General features: G+C 38.6%; 18 protein-coding genes. 4 read left to right on the top strand and 14 right to left on the bottom strand.

Annotated elements, in window-relative coordinates:
* The 14 genes from A9G10_RS03905 to flgB form a co-directional block, all read right to left on the bottom strand.
* The coding region (locus A9G10_RS03905; protein WP_218837328.1) for a T6SS immunity protein Tli3 family protein at window positions 1-315 on the bottom strand (315 nt) is incomplete at its 3' end.
* Between the two features lie 251 nt (window positions 316-566).
* Window positions 567-1,436, bottom strand: coding sequence for a T6SS immunity protein Tli3 family protein (locus A9G10_RS03910; protein ID WP_065558048.1), 870 nt, complete (start codon window positions 1,434-1,436; stop codon window positions 567-569).
* 251 nt (window positions 1,437-1,687) lie between these two features.
* Complete coding sequence (locus A9G10_RS03915) at window positions 1,688-2,557, bottom strand: T6SS immunity protein Tli3 family protein (protein WP_065558373.1); 870 nt, start codon at window positions 2,555-2,557, stop codon at window positions 1,688-1,690.
* On the bottom strand, window positions 2,554-3,309 hold the full coding sequence (locus tag A9G10_RS03920) for a T6SS immunity protein Tli3 family protein (RefSeq protein WP_065558047.1): 756 nt from the start codon (window positions 3,307-3,309) through the stop codon (window positions 2,554-2,556). Before A9G10_RS03920 ends, A9G10_RS03915 begins: the two co-directional genes overlap by 4 nt.
* Entirely contained in the window at window positions 3,306-5,876 is a 2,571-nt protein-coding gene (locus A9G10_RS03925; protein ID WP_065558046.1) for a T6SS effector phospholipase Tle3 domain-containing protein, read from the bottom strand. The genes A9G10_RS03920 and A9G10_RS03925 overlap by 4 nt, the downstream gene beginning before the upstream one ends.
* A 678-nt stretch (window positions 5,877-6,554) precedes the next feature.
* Window positions 6,555-7,598 (bottom strand): flagellar assembly peptidoglycan hydrolase FlgJ, encoded by a 1,044-nt coding sequence (flgJ, locus tag A9G10_RS03935; RefSeq protein WP_065558044.1) that lies wholly within the window; start codon window positions 7,596-7,598, stop codon window positions 6,555-6,557.
* 16 nt (window positions 7,599-7,614) lie between these two features.
* Entirely contained in the window at window positions 7,615-8,724 is a 1,110-nt protein-coding gene (locus A9G10_RS03940; RefSeq protein WP_065558043.1) for a flagellar basal body P-ring protein FlgI, read from the bottom strand.
* An 11-nt stretch (window positions 8,725-8,735) separates the two neighbouring features.
* Window positions 8,736-9,428 carry a flagellar basal body L-ring protein FlgH gene (locus A9G10_RS03945; RefSeq protein WP_065558042.1) on the bottom strand — a complete coding sequence of 231 codons (693 nt, stop codon included), beginning with the start codon at window positions 9,426-9,428 and terminating at the stop codon, window positions 8,736-8,738.
* Window positions 9,429-9,437: 9 nt separating this feature from the next.
* Window positions 9,438-10,220 carry a flagellar basal-body rod protein FlgG gene (flgG, locus tag A9G10_RS03950; protein WP_065558041.1) on the bottom strand — a complete coding sequence of 261 codons (783 nt, stop codon included), beginning with the start codon at window positions 10,218-10,220 and terminating at the stop codon, window positions 9,438-9,440.
* 15 nt (window positions 10,221-10,235) lie between these two features.
* On the bottom strand, window positions 10,236-10,991 hold the full coding sequence (locus A9G10_RS03955) for a flagellar basal body rod protein FlgF (protein ID WP_065558040.1): 756 nt from the start codon (window positions 10,989-10,991) through the stop codon (window positions 10,236-10,238).
* Between the two features lie 14 nt (window positions 10,992-11,005).
* On the bottom strand, window positions 11,006-12,217 hold the full coding sequence (gene flgE / locus A9G10_RS03960; RefSeq protein WP_065558039.1) for a flagellar hook protein FlgE: 1,212 nt from the start codon (window positions 12,215-12,217) through the stop codon (window positions 11,006-11,008).
* 17 nt (window positions 12,218-12,234) lie between these two features.
* Complete coding sequence (locus tag A9G10_RS03965; protein WP_065558038.1) at window positions 12,235-12,954, bottom strand: flagellar hook assembly protein FlgD; 720 nt, start codon at window positions 12,952-12,954, stop codon at window positions 12,235-12,237.
* Window positions 12,955-12,967: 13 nt separating this feature from the next.
* Window positions 12,968-13,372: a flagellar basal body rod protein FlgC gene (flgC, locus tag A9G10_RS03970; protein ID WP_065558037.1), complete on the bottom strand. Its 405-nt coding sequence runs from the start codon at window positions 13,370-13,372 to the stop codon at window positions 12,968-12,970.
* A gap of 5 nt (window positions 13,373-13,377) precedes the next feature.
* The gene (gene flgB, locus A9G10_RS03975) at window positions 13,378-13,788 is read right to left on the bottom strand and encodes a flagellar basal body rod protein FlgB (RefSeq protein ID WP_065558036.1); all 411 of its coding nucleotides are present in this window, start codon (window positions 13,786-13,788) and stop codon (window positions 13,378-13,380) included.
* A 153-nt stretch (window positions 13,789-13,941) separates the two neighbouring features.
* On the opposite strand from flgB, the gene flgA reads away from it, so the two are divergent.
* The 4 genes from flgA (at window position 13,942) to flhB (ending at window position 16,713) form a co-directional block, all read left to right on the top strand.
* A complete protein-coding gene (flgA, locus tag A9G10_RS03980) occupies window positions 13,942-14,601 on the top strand; it encodes a flagellar basal body P-ring formation chaperone FlgA (RefSeq protein WP_081298968.1) in 660 nt (219 codons plus the stop codon).
* 72 nt (window positions 14,602-14,673) lie between these two features.
* A complete protein-coding gene (gene flgM, locus A9G10_RS03985; RefSeq protein WP_065558034.1) occupies window positions 14,674-14,970 on the top strand; it encodes a flagellar biosynthesis anti-sigma factor FlgM in 297 nt (98 codons plus the stop codon).
* Between the two features lie 26 nt (window positions 14,971-14,996).
* On the top strand, window positions 14,997-15,431 hold the full coding sequence (locus A9G10_RS03990) for a flagella synthesis protein FlgN (protein WP_065558033.1): 435 nt from the start codon (window positions 14,997-14,999) through the stop codon (window positions 15,429-15,431).
* Between the two features lie 142 nt (window positions 15,432-15,573).
* The gene (gene flhB, locus A9G10_RS03995) at window positions 15,574-16,713 is read left to right on the top strand and encodes a flagellar biosynthesis protein FlhB (RefSeq protein WP_065558032.1); all 1,140 of its coding nucleotides are present in this window, start codon (window positions 15,574-15,576) and stop codon (window positions 16,711-16,713) included.
* Window positions 16,714-16,717: the final 4 nt, after the last annotated feature.

Raw genomic sequence — 16,717 nt, forward strand, 5'->3', positions numbered from 1 at the left:
ATGAATATTATTTTTATCGTCATGAAACCAAATATGCCCGCTGCAATTTTCGCCTTGCAGTTCAAGGTAGCGGTCAGCATCATAGCGGTAAATCACCTGCCGTTTGGTGCTGACATAATAGAATGAATTATCCAGCACTTCATCGTTTCGGGCAATGCTATAAAAAAGTTGATACCCGTCGCGCGGTTCGGGTTTAGGTGGCCGCAGTGGCATCGGCTCTGAACTTGGAAAAGGGGCAATGATTGATAAAATACCAATCAGTACAACTGGCACAGCAAATAACATAATACATAATTTAACGAATGTCTGTTTCATTGATAAGTTCCTGATTTGGCAGTACCTAGCCATTGTTGAAAGACCGTCAATAAAGACAGATTATTGGGTAATTTAACTTCATCGGCATCAAAATCGCACTGCATTCTTTATTCACCGGTAAAATTGTTTATATGCCCAATAACAACAGCCAATACGTGTTGCTTGCACAAGTTTAAGACGTGGTTTAAACAGGGTGTTAGCAAAAATCCAGCCCCCTGTAAGGGGGGACATAAGGGCAATACTTAACATGACTATTTTTCCGCCCCGACTTCGCAACGAATTTTATCCCACCCTTGGTAAGGTTTGGGTTGGATATGTTTCATTGACTCAACCCGATTTTTATATTCTTGATTATATAGAAGTCTTTTATAAGCACCAAAATTAGAGCCGTCTCTAATCCGTTCATCAGAAAAAGCGGCGGAAGGATAATAAAATTGGTTATATCTTAAACCTTGCCCATAATTAATATACTGATAATCATAGGATGCACCAAATATTACCTCGCCATTTTTTAACACAAAATAGCCGGTATTGCCCGAAATGGTAATAGGAGTATTGTAGTTTCCTGGTTTGTCATAAATTCCTTGAATAGGCGAATCATCCACACCAATAAAGAAATCGACTTCATCACCGGGTACCGCTGCCATGGGGGATACCACGGCAATAATAAAATGCCGCCCACCATCAACCGAAACGGCAAAATCGGTTAAATTTTGAGTAGGAATGGCAATATACTGCTTGCCGGGATTGTAATAGTGATATTTAGGTAAGTCATAGGCGGTATAAAACCGTTTTTGAATTAAGGTATGAATATTATTTTTATCGTCATGAAACCAAATATGCCCGCTGCAATTTTCGCCTTGCAGTTCAAGGTAGCGGTCAGCATCATAGCGGTAAATCACCTGCCGTTTGGTGCTGACATAATAGAATGAATTATCCAGCACTTCATCGTTTCGGGCAATGCTATAAAAAAGTTGATACCCGTCGCGCGGTTCGGGTTTAGGTGGCCGCAGTGGCATCGGCTCTGAACTTGGAAAAGGGGCAATGATTGATAAAATACCAATCAGTACAACTGGCACAGCAAATAACATAATACATAATTTAACGAATGTCTGTTTCATTGATAAGTTCCTGATTTGGCAGTACCTAGCCATTGTTGAAAGACCGTCAATAAAGACAGATTATTGGGTAATTTAACTTCATCGGCATCAAAATCGCACTGCATTCTTTATTCACCGGTAAAATTGTTTATATGCCCAATAACAACAGCCAATACGTGTTGCTTGCACAAGTTTAAGACGTGGTTTAAACAGGGTGTTAGCAAAAATCCAGCCCCCTGTAAGGGGGGACATAAGGGCAATACTTAACATGACTATTTTTCCGCCCCGACTTCGCAACGAATTTTATCCCACCCTTGGTAAGGTTTGGGTTGGATATGTTTCATTGACTCAACCCGATTTTTATATTCTTGATTATATAGAAGTCTTTTATAAGCACCAAAATTAGAGCCGTCTCTAATCCGTTCATCAGAAAAAGCGGCGGAAGGATAATAAAATTGGTTATATCTTAAACCTTGCCCATAATTAATATACTGATAATCATAGGATGCACCAAATATTACCTCGCCATTTTTTAACACAAAATAGCCGGTATTGCCCGAAATGGTAATAGGAGTATTGTAGTTTCCTGGTTTGTCATAAATTCCTTGAATAGGCGAATCATCCACACCAATAAAGAAATCGACTTCATCACCGGGTACCGCTGCCATGGGGGATACCACGGCAATAATAAAATGCCGCCCACCATCAACCGAAACGGCAAAATCGGTTAAATTTTGAGTAGGAATGGCAATATACTGCTTGCCGGGATTGTAATAGTGATATTTAGGTAAGTCATAGGCGGTATAAAACCGTTTTTGAATTAAGGTATGAATATTATTTTTATCGTCATGAAACCAAATATGCCCGCTGCAATTTTCGCCTTGCAGTTCAAGGTAGCGGTCAGCATCATAGCGGTAAATCACCTGCCGTTTGGTGCTGACATAATAGAATGATTTTTTCAGCACTTCATCGTTTCGGGCAATGCTATAAAAAAGTTGATACCCGTCGCGCGGTTCGGGTTTAGGTGGCCGCAGAGGCATTGGCTCTGAACTTGGAAAAGGGGCAATGATTGATAAAATACCAATCAGTACAACTGGCACAGCAAATAACATAATACATAATTTAACGAATGTCTGTTTCATTGATAAGTTCCTGATTTGGCAGTGCCTAGCCATTGTTGAAAGACCGTCAATAAAGACAGATTATTGGGTAATTTAACTTCATCGGCATCAAAATCGCACTGCATTTTGTCCCATCCGGTGTAATCATCGGGAATCGGGGGAATGGTGTCGGGAATGATTTGACTGCGACCTAATATTTTTTTATGTTGATCCCATTTAGATAACATATGTGGCGCTTTCGTGCCAAAAGGGCGTTCCGAGGCATGTACATTGCCATCTTTAGCTAAAATAAAGGCTTGGTCATTAACTACATCGTATTGGGGAGAATCATGATTGCCTAACCAGTACCTATTCGCTAAATGAATGCTTCTAAAGGAACGCCCACCGTCAATAGAAATATCAATAGCCGACAGATCTGATAAAGGAACAGAAATATAGTTTTTAGCGGGGTGACGATAGGGTTCGGTATAAATTCGTTGTGAGTGAGCCGCTAAACGATAATAGACTTGCTCTTTATCATCAATAAAATAGACTTGTCCATTACAACGGTAGCCGGTTAATAACAGATAACGGTTTTCGTCAAACCGATAGACAATTTGCGAAGGACTAACATATTTTTGCTCTTGCAAATCGGTAATGGGTGAAATAGCGAGTATGCTAAAAATATAGATAAGATAGCTGAGTACTTGCCAGCCCAAATGATGTCGCTTAATGGATAACCAAGAAAAGCTTATTCCTCCAATTAAGGTAAGCAATATTGCTAGAATAATCATTTATTTCTCCTTTTGGTGATAGGTTCAGGCATTGGCCATTGTATATCTTCATCAAACATATATGGGTAGTGTTTTTTAAGAATATCAGGGATTTTAGTTGGTGAGCTGGTGAAAGTATCTTTCATTAGCGAGTAAGTCCCTTCTAACGAACCAACAAACCTAAATTCATTCACTACGCTCTTAGGTACAGTGCCTTTTAAAAGATTCATACTCTTCTTAATTCCATCAGGTAAAATACCCGAAATTTGGTAGATTATTGTTTCTTTCTCTTCATTTTGACGCGACCGCCAGTCGGCATTATTAATTAGCCGATGCCAAGTTCGCTGATTGGCTTTACTTGCAATACTGACTTCGCCAAGGGCAAGGTCATACGCCATAATATGCGATGGTACCTGTTCGTGTAGGGTTATGCCAGAGTGGTGGCTGCTATCCACGGGTGTAGATGCTTGGGTTTTTACGTCTTCATAAATCCTTTGTCTGATTTCGTCTTCATCAGGAAAACACCAAACTTCGAATTTATAAGGGTCGTCGGTAAATCGGAAGTGGGCAACGTTTTTCCATTCAGGGTGCTCTGCTTCTCGATCTTTTTTCCATTGGTAATGAAGATCGATAATATTGGTATGTGGTGCCAATCCTCTCCATGGCTTTTTGGGGCGATTAGGTCCCCGATATTCAAATGTATATTTCGGGTAAGGCTTATAATGTTCCGATTTCTTATAATCATTTTCGTAATGTCTATATTTATCTTGTTGGATAAACTGATCATGATAATAAATTGCTTTGGCTAACTCAGTCTGTGCGCTTTTTCCACAGCCGGTGTAGGTAATGGGGATAGGTACTTGTTCGCCATTTACTTTTAACTGCTCCTCTACTGCGTAGCTAGCATTACTGTATAGGTTAGCATCAAAAACACTATCTGCCCCTGTTTCTGTTGGCGAATAAAGCCCGGATTGTTGATCTTGTTTTAATCGTTCTAAGTCTTCGTCATTTATTTTGTATTGAATAACGAGTTTACTTTTGAGTATATCGTAATAGCCGTTATAGTAACGACCATTTTTAACCGGATTATGTTGATTAATTAGCGAAATTTCATCTTGGGTTAAAAAGACTCTCACTGTAGTTTTATTACCTTTAACAATTTCTAAATATCTGTTGTGCAAAGCTTTTCTATCAATATATGTGGGCAAATCAATCTTGAATGTTCCACTGGGTCTAAAAAAAATAAACTTATCAGGATTTTCACCCACCGGAAAACCATGCCCAAAGGCACGTTGCCTTAATTTGTCCCCACACTGTTTAAAAACGTAGTTCGGTATACCTTGCCAACCCATTCCTTGAATGCTTCTTAACGAAACGACCTGATCATTAGGACTAAAGTAGTTATACACTTTACCGAAATTGTCACGCCAATACAGCGGATTGGTAAAATCGTAATCAGGCGTGGCAGGATTGAGTAAATCGGGTTTTATTGGGGGCGATGCCACATATTTTTCGATTAATACCTTAGGATCTTTAAACATCTTTTCCCGTAAATTCTGTCCTTGTTCGATAGCATCTACAAAATTGATAAAGGTTTGTTCCCGTGCTTTATTGGTTTGTACCGCCATGCCCAGTTCTTTTGATTGCCCTTCTAAAAATGTGCCATCAAACGCATACGGTGAGTGAGCCATAATCACGCAGTCTGCCGGTAAGTAATTTTCGTCTTTAAGCATTAGATTAGCTAACATAGTAATAATGGTGCCTTGGCTGTGGGCAACAATATTAATTGGCGCATGTTTTAATTTGTCATCATCCCTAATCTCTTTTATTAATTTAGCTAATCGATAAGCAGCGAATACCATATAAATTCGGTGCGGATTTTCATAAGCTTTTGACCCTTTTGGTGACCCTAATGTAGCCACGAAATTTGTTATAGACGTTAAACCGGGACCGTACATATCGGGTATGCAGGTGGTGGCGTCAGAAAACGGTCCACCATTACGCGTAAAAAGGTGATCGATCCAGTTACCAAATTGATCACTGCTTAATTTGGAAAAACCAAACATGTCTTTTAGTTCTTTGGTTTCACGTTCAACCCAATAAGCATCATAGGGTAGTTCGGCTTTTTTATCTTTTTTTAGTCGTTCTTCGTACGCTTTTTGTTCAGTGTAATAACTATCAATATCAACCGGTCGATACCCCCAGTAAAAAGGGATAATTGGCGAGTTACCTTTATGTTTTTCCTCACACGGTTTTAATGGCACCTTAATTATCTTGGGTTCTGTCCATTCTGTAAACATTTGCATTCTGGGCGAAAAATTTTCATGGTCGGTTTGCGTCCACTTCCATTTATTGGGTTTTAAATCGTTACGTCCTAAACGTTTGTTTAACCCCGCACAAATGCCTTTATCTAAATTAGGAAATGCTTCGCCTACATCGTTAACGCCGTGAATTAAAATAACAATACATGGCAATGGTGCAGGTACATCAACGACGTGGGTTTTCATGACATCAGTCGATTTTTCCGGTACTCCTATTACGCCTTCAACACAGGCAATGACATCATCATAGCTATTTTTATCCGTCATAAATTAACTCCTTGGGTAATCTTTTTACTATAATTGATTTATTTTTGTTATTGTTAATTTTGATTTTTTCACTATTTAATCCATGAGCTGATGTTCTATACCATTGATAAAATACGTAATGCCATTGAGTGGATTGTTTAAGACTATTGGTATTTTTATTGAGTTTTTTCAACCAATTTTTAAAAAGGGTTGTTTTAACATGATTGATTGATAAAACGCGAAAGGTGGTTAGTTTTAGGGGTAACCTGTTATGGTTAATGACAGACATGAATAAAATCGACAATTGCTTAAAATTAACAATGGTGAACAAATTGTGATTAAGCGACAAAACGTTGATTAAAAAATTTTGCTTGTTTATTGTCGATTTCCTTGTGTTCATTGTGCATTCCTTTGGTGTTCGATAGTGATAATTTTTTACCGAATTAGATAACTATCAGTATAAAAATTAGTCTAGTTAAAATACGTCTTTTTTTTCAACAATGCAACTTTTTTTTTGATTAAAATTATCGAGATAAGTGTTTAAACAAGGTGAGTAGCTTGTTAGCAATCAAGGCGATCACTAACAATATAAGGCATTTATGACTATGCGGTTATTGCATTTATAAACAACCCATATTGTGTTTTAAAAAAGGTTGCTAATGGTAAAACGTTATCCGTTAGATTGGTTTTTTTAGTCAATCAATTAAACATAATTCGTTTAAAACTTGTTACATGGGTGGTGGGGTGTGTTTGAGCAATTTGTTCTATACGGGCAATAATTTGTATGAGTTTGTCACTGTAGTTGGGATCGGTTGCGTATTTTGCTGCTTGTAATGCTTTGGCGGCGGTTCTTGCATCGGGTGCTTTGACCACCGCTTGGTAGCGAGGGCTTTGGGTTAATAGATTAATATAGTCGGTTAATGCATGTTGTTTACTGGTATAGACTTTGAAATTATCTTGAATTTTTATCATTCGGTCATTGATAAATTCTTGTGTTGTTAATCGAGTCGCATTACCTTGCCATGTTGGCGTGGCTTTGATACCAAAGTAGTTATGGCTTGATTGGTTATCTGCGGTTTTAATCAGTTTTTGTCCCCAACCGGTTTCTAATGCGGCTTGTGCAATGATAACTTCGTAAGGTATACCTGAACTTTTTGAAGCTTGTTGAGCAGGAACAATCCATTCTTTGACAAATGCGGTTACATGATCTTGATTTGCCTTATCGGCAGGTTTTAACGATGTGAGTTCAGATGCATTTATTTTTGATGCATTATCGATTTTATGGCTATGATAAAGCATTTGTCCTAATGCTTCGGGCGTGACTGTCGCTGATGCGTTGCTAAATAAAGATTGTGCAAGTTTAAGGTTAGGTTGTTGCGACGATTTTTGAGGTTGAATAGGAATAGTGCCCGATGACGATATATTTGATGACAAAGGTTTGCCATGCGTGAGTTGCTTGGTGATGATATTAGCAAGCCCCAACCCTTTACCCGCTGCTTGCTGAGCAATTTGCTGATCAAACATCGATGTAAAGAGTTGGGTTGCAGGTTGATTGAATAATCCACTGTCCGGCACTGCTTTACGCATTGATTGCATCATCATATTAATAAATAGCGTTTCAAATTGTTCGGCAACTTGTTTAATACTTTGATTAGTCCCTTTTGCCACATCGCGCTTTAATTGATTTAATCCATTTACATCATAGGCAAAACGGTGAACAGATTGATTAATCAGATTATTCATATTCTATTTTTTATATCTAAATGGTTTCTAACGAAGCATGTAAGCAACCGGCTTTTTTAAGTGCTTCAAGGATTGACATTAATTCGGTCGGATTGGCACCCAATAAGTTGAGCGATTTAATCACACTATTTAAATTCACCCCTGCAGTGACTTTTTGCAATGCACCACCTTGCTCTTCAACCGCAATTTGTGTTTCAGGTGTGACCGCTGTTTCCCCACCCGCTAAAGGTGTATTGGGTTGGTTAACTTTGAGTTTGTTATTGACGACAACCGATAAGTTACCATGCGCGACAGCGCAGTTATCCAGCTGGACTTTTTGATTCATGACCACAACCCCAGTACGAGTATTAATGACAACTTTGGCTGAGATCGGCGTAGCACCAATTTCAAGATTTTGTATTCGTGATAATAATTTAACCCGTTCTTGACTGGTAACAGGCATTTTGACTGTCACCGTCGTACCGTCCAGTGCCACAGCACTGTTTTTTTGTAATTTATTAATCGCTTCGGAGATTTTTAAGGCACGAGTAAAATCGAATTGATTCAGATGTAAGTGAATAATGTCTTGTTCATCTAATCGCATGGCTAATTCACGTTCAATCGTTGCACCATTTGGGATTGTCGCACCAGCTAATTGATTGACACTTACGCTACTTCCGCCACTACTTGCGCCCATGCCACCCAAAAATAGATTACCTTGAGCAATGGCATAAACTTGGTTATCTGCGCCTTTTAACGGCGTCATAATTAATGTGCCCCCTCGTAGACTTTTGGCATTACCAAGTGAAGATACCACGACATCTATTTGTTGTCCTACACGTGCATAAGAAGGTAATTTTGCCGTAACCATAACCGCAGCAACATTTTTAAGTTGCATATTGCTGCCTGTTGGAACAGTAATACCTAATTGAGACAACATATTGGTGATACTTTGAATCGTAAACGGTGTTTGTGAGGTTTGGTCGCCCGTTCCATCAAGTCCTACCACAATGCCATAACCCACTAATGCATTATCACGTACCCCTTGTATGGTGACTAGATCACGGATGCGTTCAGCGTAACTATAAGGTATCGCTAAAATCATCATTAAGATAAAACAGATAAGAGTAGGTATTTTTTTTATCATGCTAAAACTCGTTAAAACGGTGAAAGATTGAGAAATAAACGCTGTAGCCAACCCATTGTTTGTGCTTCATCGATGTAGCCATTTCCGACGTATTCAATACGGGCATCGGCTACTTGTGTTGAGATAACGGTATTATTGCCGCTAATTGTTCGAGGGTTAACTACACCTGAAAATCGTATAAATTCGGTTCCTTGATTAATCGCAATTTGTTTTTCACCAATGACTTTTAAATTGCCGTTTATCATGACATCTTGTACGGTGACAGTAATAGTACCACTAAAGGTATTTTTAGCGTTTGCTCCTCCAGAACCTTTAAAATCATTACCGCCAGACATGTCTGTTTCGACTTTTCCCCGTCCAACCAGTCCATCTAAAAAAGTGGGCACAGCTTTTACCCCTAAATTCAATGAACTGTTACGTCCGGCATTGATTGATGAGCTTTTGCTAGCGCTGACGTTTTCTTGTAACACGATAGTTAGCACATCACCAATATTGCGTGGACGGCGATCTTCAAACATGGGTTGATAACCAAAATTACTTGGTTGTGCTGCTTGATAGATAGAGCCGCTGGTGTTAACAATTTCTGGCATTTGCGGAACGATGCTTGTTTCGCCTTTGACTAATGGCTTTTTTGGTAATTGTGCGCAATTCACTAAGCACAGCGTAGCGATCACGATATACAGGGATTTTATCACGTTTATCATGGTATTAATTTATAACTGATTTAATCGTTGTAGCATCTGATCGGATGCTGAAATCGCTTTACTGTTAATTTCATAAGCACGTTGTACTTGAATCATATTTACCAGCTCTTCGGCAACATTGACATTCGATGTTTCGGTATAACCTTGGTATAGCAATCCTGCACCATTTAGCCCGGGGGTGTTTTCAGTTGGCGCACCAGAACTTTCGGTTTCTAAGTAAAGATTTTCTCCCATGCTTTCAAGCCCCGCATCATTAATAAAGGTGTGTAATGTCAGTTGACCTACTTGCACTTGCGAGGATTGATTAGCAAGGGTGGCATTGACAATACCATCACGCGCGACCGTCATTTTAATCGCATTTGCGGGAATATTAATGGTCGGTTGAATTTCATAACCGTTGGCGGTGACGAGTTGTCCATTTTGGTTAACTTGAAATGCGCCACTACGAGTATAAGCTTGAGTGCCGTCGGGTAATAGCACTTGGAAAAAGCCTTGTCCATTAATAGCAATATCACTGCTGTTGTCGGTTAATTCTAAATTACCTTGGCTGTGAATTCGTTCGGTAGCAACCGGTCTTACCCCTGTACCGATTTGCAAGCCTGACGGTAAGGTAGTTTGTTCTGAGGATTGTGCACCCGGTTGGCGAACAGTTTGATAGAGTAGATCTTCAAATACCGCTCTTTGCCGTTTAAAACCACTGGTACTGACATTGGCTAAATTGTTGGAAATAATATCCATATTCATTTGTTGTGCGGTTAAACCGGTTTTGGCAATCCAGAGTGATTTAATCATTGGTGATACTCCTAATTAAGTCAGTGATAATATTTGATTCGCTTTTTGGGCATTTTCATCAGCGGTTGTGATCCCTTTCATTTGCATTTCAAAATGGCGAGAGTGGCTGATTAAATCAACCATTGCGACAACGGGATTAACATTACTGCCTTCTAATACGCCCGACATCAATTTGGCATTGGGATTATCGGGTAATACGGCGCCACGGGCATTGCGTGTTTGTTCAGTCAATTGAAACAAGCCATTATCACCCCGAATTATTTCGTTGGGTTTAAGTTGGACTTTTTTAATTTTACCCACTTGGGCTATGGTGGTCGGTTTATCACCTGCGCCTAAAGCTGATAAAGTCCCGTCTGAACTGATACTGACTTTTGATTGTTGCGGAACGGTTAGTACACCGCCATCACCCATTAAAGGATATCCTTGCACACGCAATGTACCTTCTTCATCAATTTGGATCGCACCATTACGGGTATAAGCCTCACTACCATCGGCAAGTTGTACTGCTAACCAGTTATCTTCGGCTAAAGCAACATCTAATTCTCGACCAGTATAATTAAATGCCCCCATACTGGCATCAAATGTGGGAGTGGTTGCCGTGACCATTGTTCGGGTTGGCATAGTGCTGCCAACAATAGGCACCGCTTTCATTGCGGCTAATTGGGCACGAAACCCCGATGTTGAAACATTGGCTAGGTTATTACTGGTTATCGATTGCCGATGAAGTGTCTGACTTGCTGCCGACATGGCGGTATAAATAACGCGATCCATAATTTATTCCTCAATTAACGCAAGTTAACCAATGTGTTGAGTATCTGATCCTGCGTTTTTATGGTTTGCGAATTAGATTGATAATTGCGCTGGGCAACAATCATGTTGACTAATTCTTGACTCATATCCACATTGGATGATTCCACTGCACCGCTGGTTAATGCGCCCATCGTACCTGAGTTTGCAATACCTAATACTTCAGCGCCTGATTGGAGTGTTGAACGCCAATTGTTATTGCCTGCTGACTCTAGTCCGTTTACATTGGCAAAATCCGCCATCGCAATTTGACCTAACAACATGGTTTGTTGGTTAGAATAGATACCGTAAATCGATCCGTCATTATTGATGTTGTACCCGACTAAGTCACCCGGTGCATAACCATCAACGACAGGGGTTTTGATACTGCCTACTTCTTTGCCCATATTTTGTTGAGAGCTATTAGCCAGTGATAGTGTAAACGTGTTGTCAGCCGAGCCATTAATACCGTTAATATTTACGGTCATTTCTGGATCACTGATTAATTTACCGGATGAATCAAATTCCATTTGCCCCATTTTTTGTAATGTTGCATTCGGATCGCTGCTGTCAAGATAATGCACATCCCATTGATTGTCGGCTGTTTTGACATAAAACAGTTGTACATTACGTTGATTACCGAGCGAATCGTAAGTTGTCAGCGTTGTTGAGTAGTTGAACGTATCGGCATCAAGTGCATTGATGGGCTGTTTTTCAGGTACTGTACTATTTGAGTTTAAGTTAGTTTGTAATGATGCTTTTGTCGTGGCGGCAGCATTTAACATTTCTTGTGAAATTTTAAGCGGTCCCGGTGCTGCACCTTGTGCAATTTGTGGCGGTGTTCCTGTGGCTAAGTAGCCAGTGAGTTGCAAACCATCCGCCGAGATAATATTGCGCTCCGCATCTAATTGAAATTGACCATTACGGCTGTAATAAATTTGTCCACTACTATCCACTAAGCGAAAAAAACCATTGCCTGAAATAGCAACATCTAAACTATTGTTAGTGGCGGTTGTTGTTCCGTCACCAAAATTTTGCATGACGGCTGCAACTTTCACACCCATACCAACTTTTGATCCGGCATACATGTCGGCAAATGAGATACTCGCACTTTTAAAGCCAACGGTTGCAGAATTGGCAATATTATTACCAATGACGTCTAATTGTTTTGATGCAGCATTCATGCCGCTAATTGCTTGAGAAAATCCCATTTGAATTTTATCCCCTTTTAAAGAATTTGACGTACTTCGTCAATACTAATTGAACCAAGTATTCCTAAATCGAGTAATACTTTATTATTAACTTTACTGTTTATCACACCATAGACAACCGAATAGCCAAGTGACGTTGAAGATACTTTTTGTCCATCGTAACTGGCATTGACCGAAAAGGTATAACTGCCATCTGGGGCGGTGGTGCCATCGTTTAGCTGACCGTCCCAAGTGAAGGAGCTAACTCCAGCAGGAATCGAACCTAAATCGACTTCACGTACGACATTACCATTTTCATCTAAAATCGTAATGATGACTGAATCCGCATCGCGCATTAGCTCAAAACCAAATGGTGTGGTAATGGTTTCGGTTTCGTTATCACTACCTTCAAGCTCAGAGGTCGCCACTAAAATTTTATTGCCAGGTACCATTACCCCTTTACCAATCATGTTGCTGGCATTGACCGATAAGCTATCGTCAATTTGCCCAGATACCATACCAAGCGTAGTATTTAATCTTTCAATCCCCGCTAACGTGTTAATTTGAGCAAGTTGCGAGGTTAATTGACTATTATCCATTGGGTTGGTTGGATCTTGATTCTTCATCTGGGCAATCAGTAGCGTTAAAAAGTTATCTTGTAATTCTTTACTCGAATTTCCATCAGTTGTACTTTTTTGTTTGGTTTGAATGCCGTTTACACCTACCGATTCGGATACAGACACATTTGTTACACCCATCTATCACTCCTTACTATTGACCTAATGTCAGTGTTTTTAACATTAGGCTTTTGGCGGTATTAATGACTTCGACATTGGCTTGATAGCTGCGTGATGCAGATATGGTGTTGACCATTTCGGCAACAACATCGACATTGGGTTTTTGGATGTAACCTTTCTCATCGGCTAATGGATGATGTGGCTCATAAACTAAGTTCATGGGTGCCGGGTCTTCAATCACTTGGGCGACTTTAACGCCAGCAATACTATTTTGTTCACCGTTATTATCCACCTGAAAAATAACTTGTTTTGCTTGGTATGCTTTTCCTGAGGTGCTGGTGATGCTGTCAGCATTAGCTAAATTACTGGCGCTGACATTCATTCGCTGAGTTTGTGCCATTAAGGCCGAGCCAGAAATTGCAAAAATTGAAAAACTCATACTGATTATCCTTGCTGTAATACAGATATTACATTTTTAAATTGTTCACCTAAAAAAGTTAAATTGCTTTGATAGTGGATACTGTTATCCATAAATGCTGTGCGTTCTTGATCCATTTCGACTGTATTACCGTCAGCGGATGCTTGATAAGGAATACGATAAAGCATATTTACATTTGTCATAGCAGGTGCATTGATCTGTATATGTTGATTCGACGTTACATTAAGTTGTAGGTGATGGCGATTATTCTGATGAGTTAGTGCTTTTTTTAATTCGGCATTAAAATCAATATCACGAGCCTGATAATTCGGTGTATCACTATTAGCAATATTTGATGCTAAGATAGTTTGTCTTTTTTCACGTACATTTAATGCTTGTTGATGAAAATTAATAAAGGTGTCTAATTTATTCAGCATAAAATCGTCTCACTTTGTTTGATATTTAAAATTTTATGTGAATCAAAAAAAATTCATCGTATAAATAACAACAAAAATTGTCTTTATTTCAACATTCAATAAAATTGTTCATACAGTAAAATCGGCTTACAAATAATTTTAAAACAAGCAAATATGATTAAGGTTTTTAGATTAATACAGCTTATTTCACTATTATTGGTGACCAATATGGCGATGGCTGATTCATTTGAAAGAGCGGTGAATGATTTAGTTTCAAAACATATAACGGTTCCTGTCGATAATATTTCAATATCTTATATTTCGCCTAAACCGCAGTTAATGTGTGATGAGCCCAAAATTACGCTACTGAATAATAAAAAACAGTGGGGTACGATGACCATTGGCGTTAAATGTGGTAATAAAACTCAGTATTTGCAAATAAAAGTCAGTGCTGAGGGACGTTATTTTGTCGCAGATAAACCTATCAGTGCAGGAACTATCATTACTGATGCATTGATACGGTCAAAGTTGGGACGACTTGATCTTCTAGCCAATTCGGTAATTTTAAATAAGCAGCACATTATTAATCATATTGCTTTACGTAACATCGATCTTGATGAGCCAATTCGAACTTCAATGCTACAACAAAATTGGCACATTAAGGCCGGTCAAATGGTGAAAGTGTTGATTAATGGAGAGGGGTATGTGATTGCGACAAAAGGTAAATCTCTTAATAACGGTGCCTTAGATGATCATATTAGTGTAAAACTTAATTCTGGCAATATTGTTGAAGGTATTGTTACGCAAGCGGGTGTGACAATTTTCGATAAATAAAATTAATGATTTTTTTATTTTTGCCGATAATTAGACTAAACAAATCATTAAATTTTTGATCAAAGGTATTTTATGAGTATAGACGCGACTAAATCGGTAACGACAATAGCAGGATTACTTAATCGTGATGTTATCAATGAGCAACCAAAAAGCCCACGATCATCTGAGCAGACAAAAAATAGCCTGACCAGCAGTGCTAATGTGACATTAAGTCAAAATACTTTATCGCTTTTACAGTCTACGCATAATGATATTGACATGGAAAAAGTTGAAAGTATAAAACAGGCTATTACTGAAGGTAAATTAGTGATAAACACCACAAAAATAGCTGATGAACTTATCAAACAGATGATTGAAAATATTGAATAGTAAGTAAAGTTTGAAAGGAAATAAAAATGTTAGAATTAAATGACATCTTAAATAAAATAACCGTCATGTTACAAACACTTTCAGACATTTTGCAGACCGAGCAACAAGTGCTTATTGAAAACAGTTCTATCAATCAACTTAATGAAATCATTAATAAAAAGAGTCAATTACTTATCGAATTAAAATTATTAGATGAAAAACGAATTAATACCAGTAAACAACTCAATTTATCTTCCCCCTATAGTGAAAATCCAGAACTGGCAGAGCAATGGCAATCCATTACAACTACTACGCGGTTATTAGCGAATATCAATCGTGATAATGGTTTGATTATTCAAAATCGTATGCATCGTACTCAGCAAACTATCGATCATTTAAAAAGTATTCATAATCCGGTTGTTTATACCAATAATGGTTATCAACAAACCGAAACAATCTCATCAAAACGAGCAAAAGTTTAATGATGATTGCGGTGTGTTCACTGCAAACGCGTTAAATACACCTTAATTTGTCGTTTAATCAAGCCAATAACTTTAGTGTGTTAAGTTCATACTGTGACTATTTTATTTCTATTTAGACAGTTAGATACTATTAACCCCCATCATGGCTAATGAAAGTGATGTAGATAAAAGCGAACGCCCCACCGATAGCAAACTTAAAAAAGCTAAAGAGAAGGGACAGATACCCCGTTCACGAGAATTGACTTCCGTCATTATTTTGTTGGTGGGCATTATGCTATTTTGGTTAATGGGTTCTACATTAGTCCAAAAGTTAATCATCATGATAAAAACAGCGATGCAAGTCTCTTTTCGTGTAAATGATGAATCTCGTATTCTGACAAATTTGATTGAGTTGATGACCGCAGGCTTTTGGGCTATTGTTCCTCTGTTTTTTGCATTGGTTATCTTTGCTATTGTGGCGCCGCTTTGTGTGGGTGGTTTGTTATTTAGTTGGCAATCAATTAAACCCAATTTTAAAAAGTTGAATCCGATTTCTGGTTTTGGTCGGATGTTTAGTCGACGAATTTTAGCGGAATTATTTAAAAGTATGCTAAAAGTCATATTAATTACCCTAGCTGCTTCATTGTTATTATTAGACTTGTTTCCAAACCTGCTTTCTCTTCCCAAAATGTACCTAAATAGCGCATTAACTAAAGCGATAGATCTTATTTTAATTTGTGGGTTATTTATGGTGTTGTCACTTATTCCTATGGTTGGCTTTGATATCTTTTATCAGATTTGGAGTAATTTAAAAAAACTGATGATGTCAAAACAGGAAATTAAAGATGAGTTTAAAGAGCAAGAGGGAAATCCTCAAATAAAAGGCCGTATTCGGCAGATGCAGCAAGCCATGGCAAGGCGTCGCATGATGAAAGATGTCGCTAAAGCAAATGTCATTGTAACCAACCCGACGCATTATGCGGTTGCTTTACATTATGATGAAAAAACCATGATCGCCCCTAAGGTATTGGCAAAAGGAACGAATTTGGTTGCTTTAAGAATTAAGGAGATTGGCAATCAACATCATATTCCACAATTAGAAGCGCCACCACTAGCTAGGGCTTTGTATCGTTATGGCGAAATTGGCGAGACCATTCCAACCGAATTATATACAGCTGTTGCGCAAATTCTTGCTTGGGTTTATCAATTAAAACGGTGGCATAAATATGGCGGTGATAAACCGATGACACCTAACAATTTGCCAGTACCTGAATCATTAGCAGAAAATCAACCAAGGCGGTAATTAA

Source organism: Gilliamella sp. wkB308, from assembly GCF_001690185.1.
Classification (GTDB): Bacteria; Pseudomonadota; Gammaproteobacteria; order Enterobacterales; family Orbaceae; genus Gilliamella; species Gilliamella apicola_I.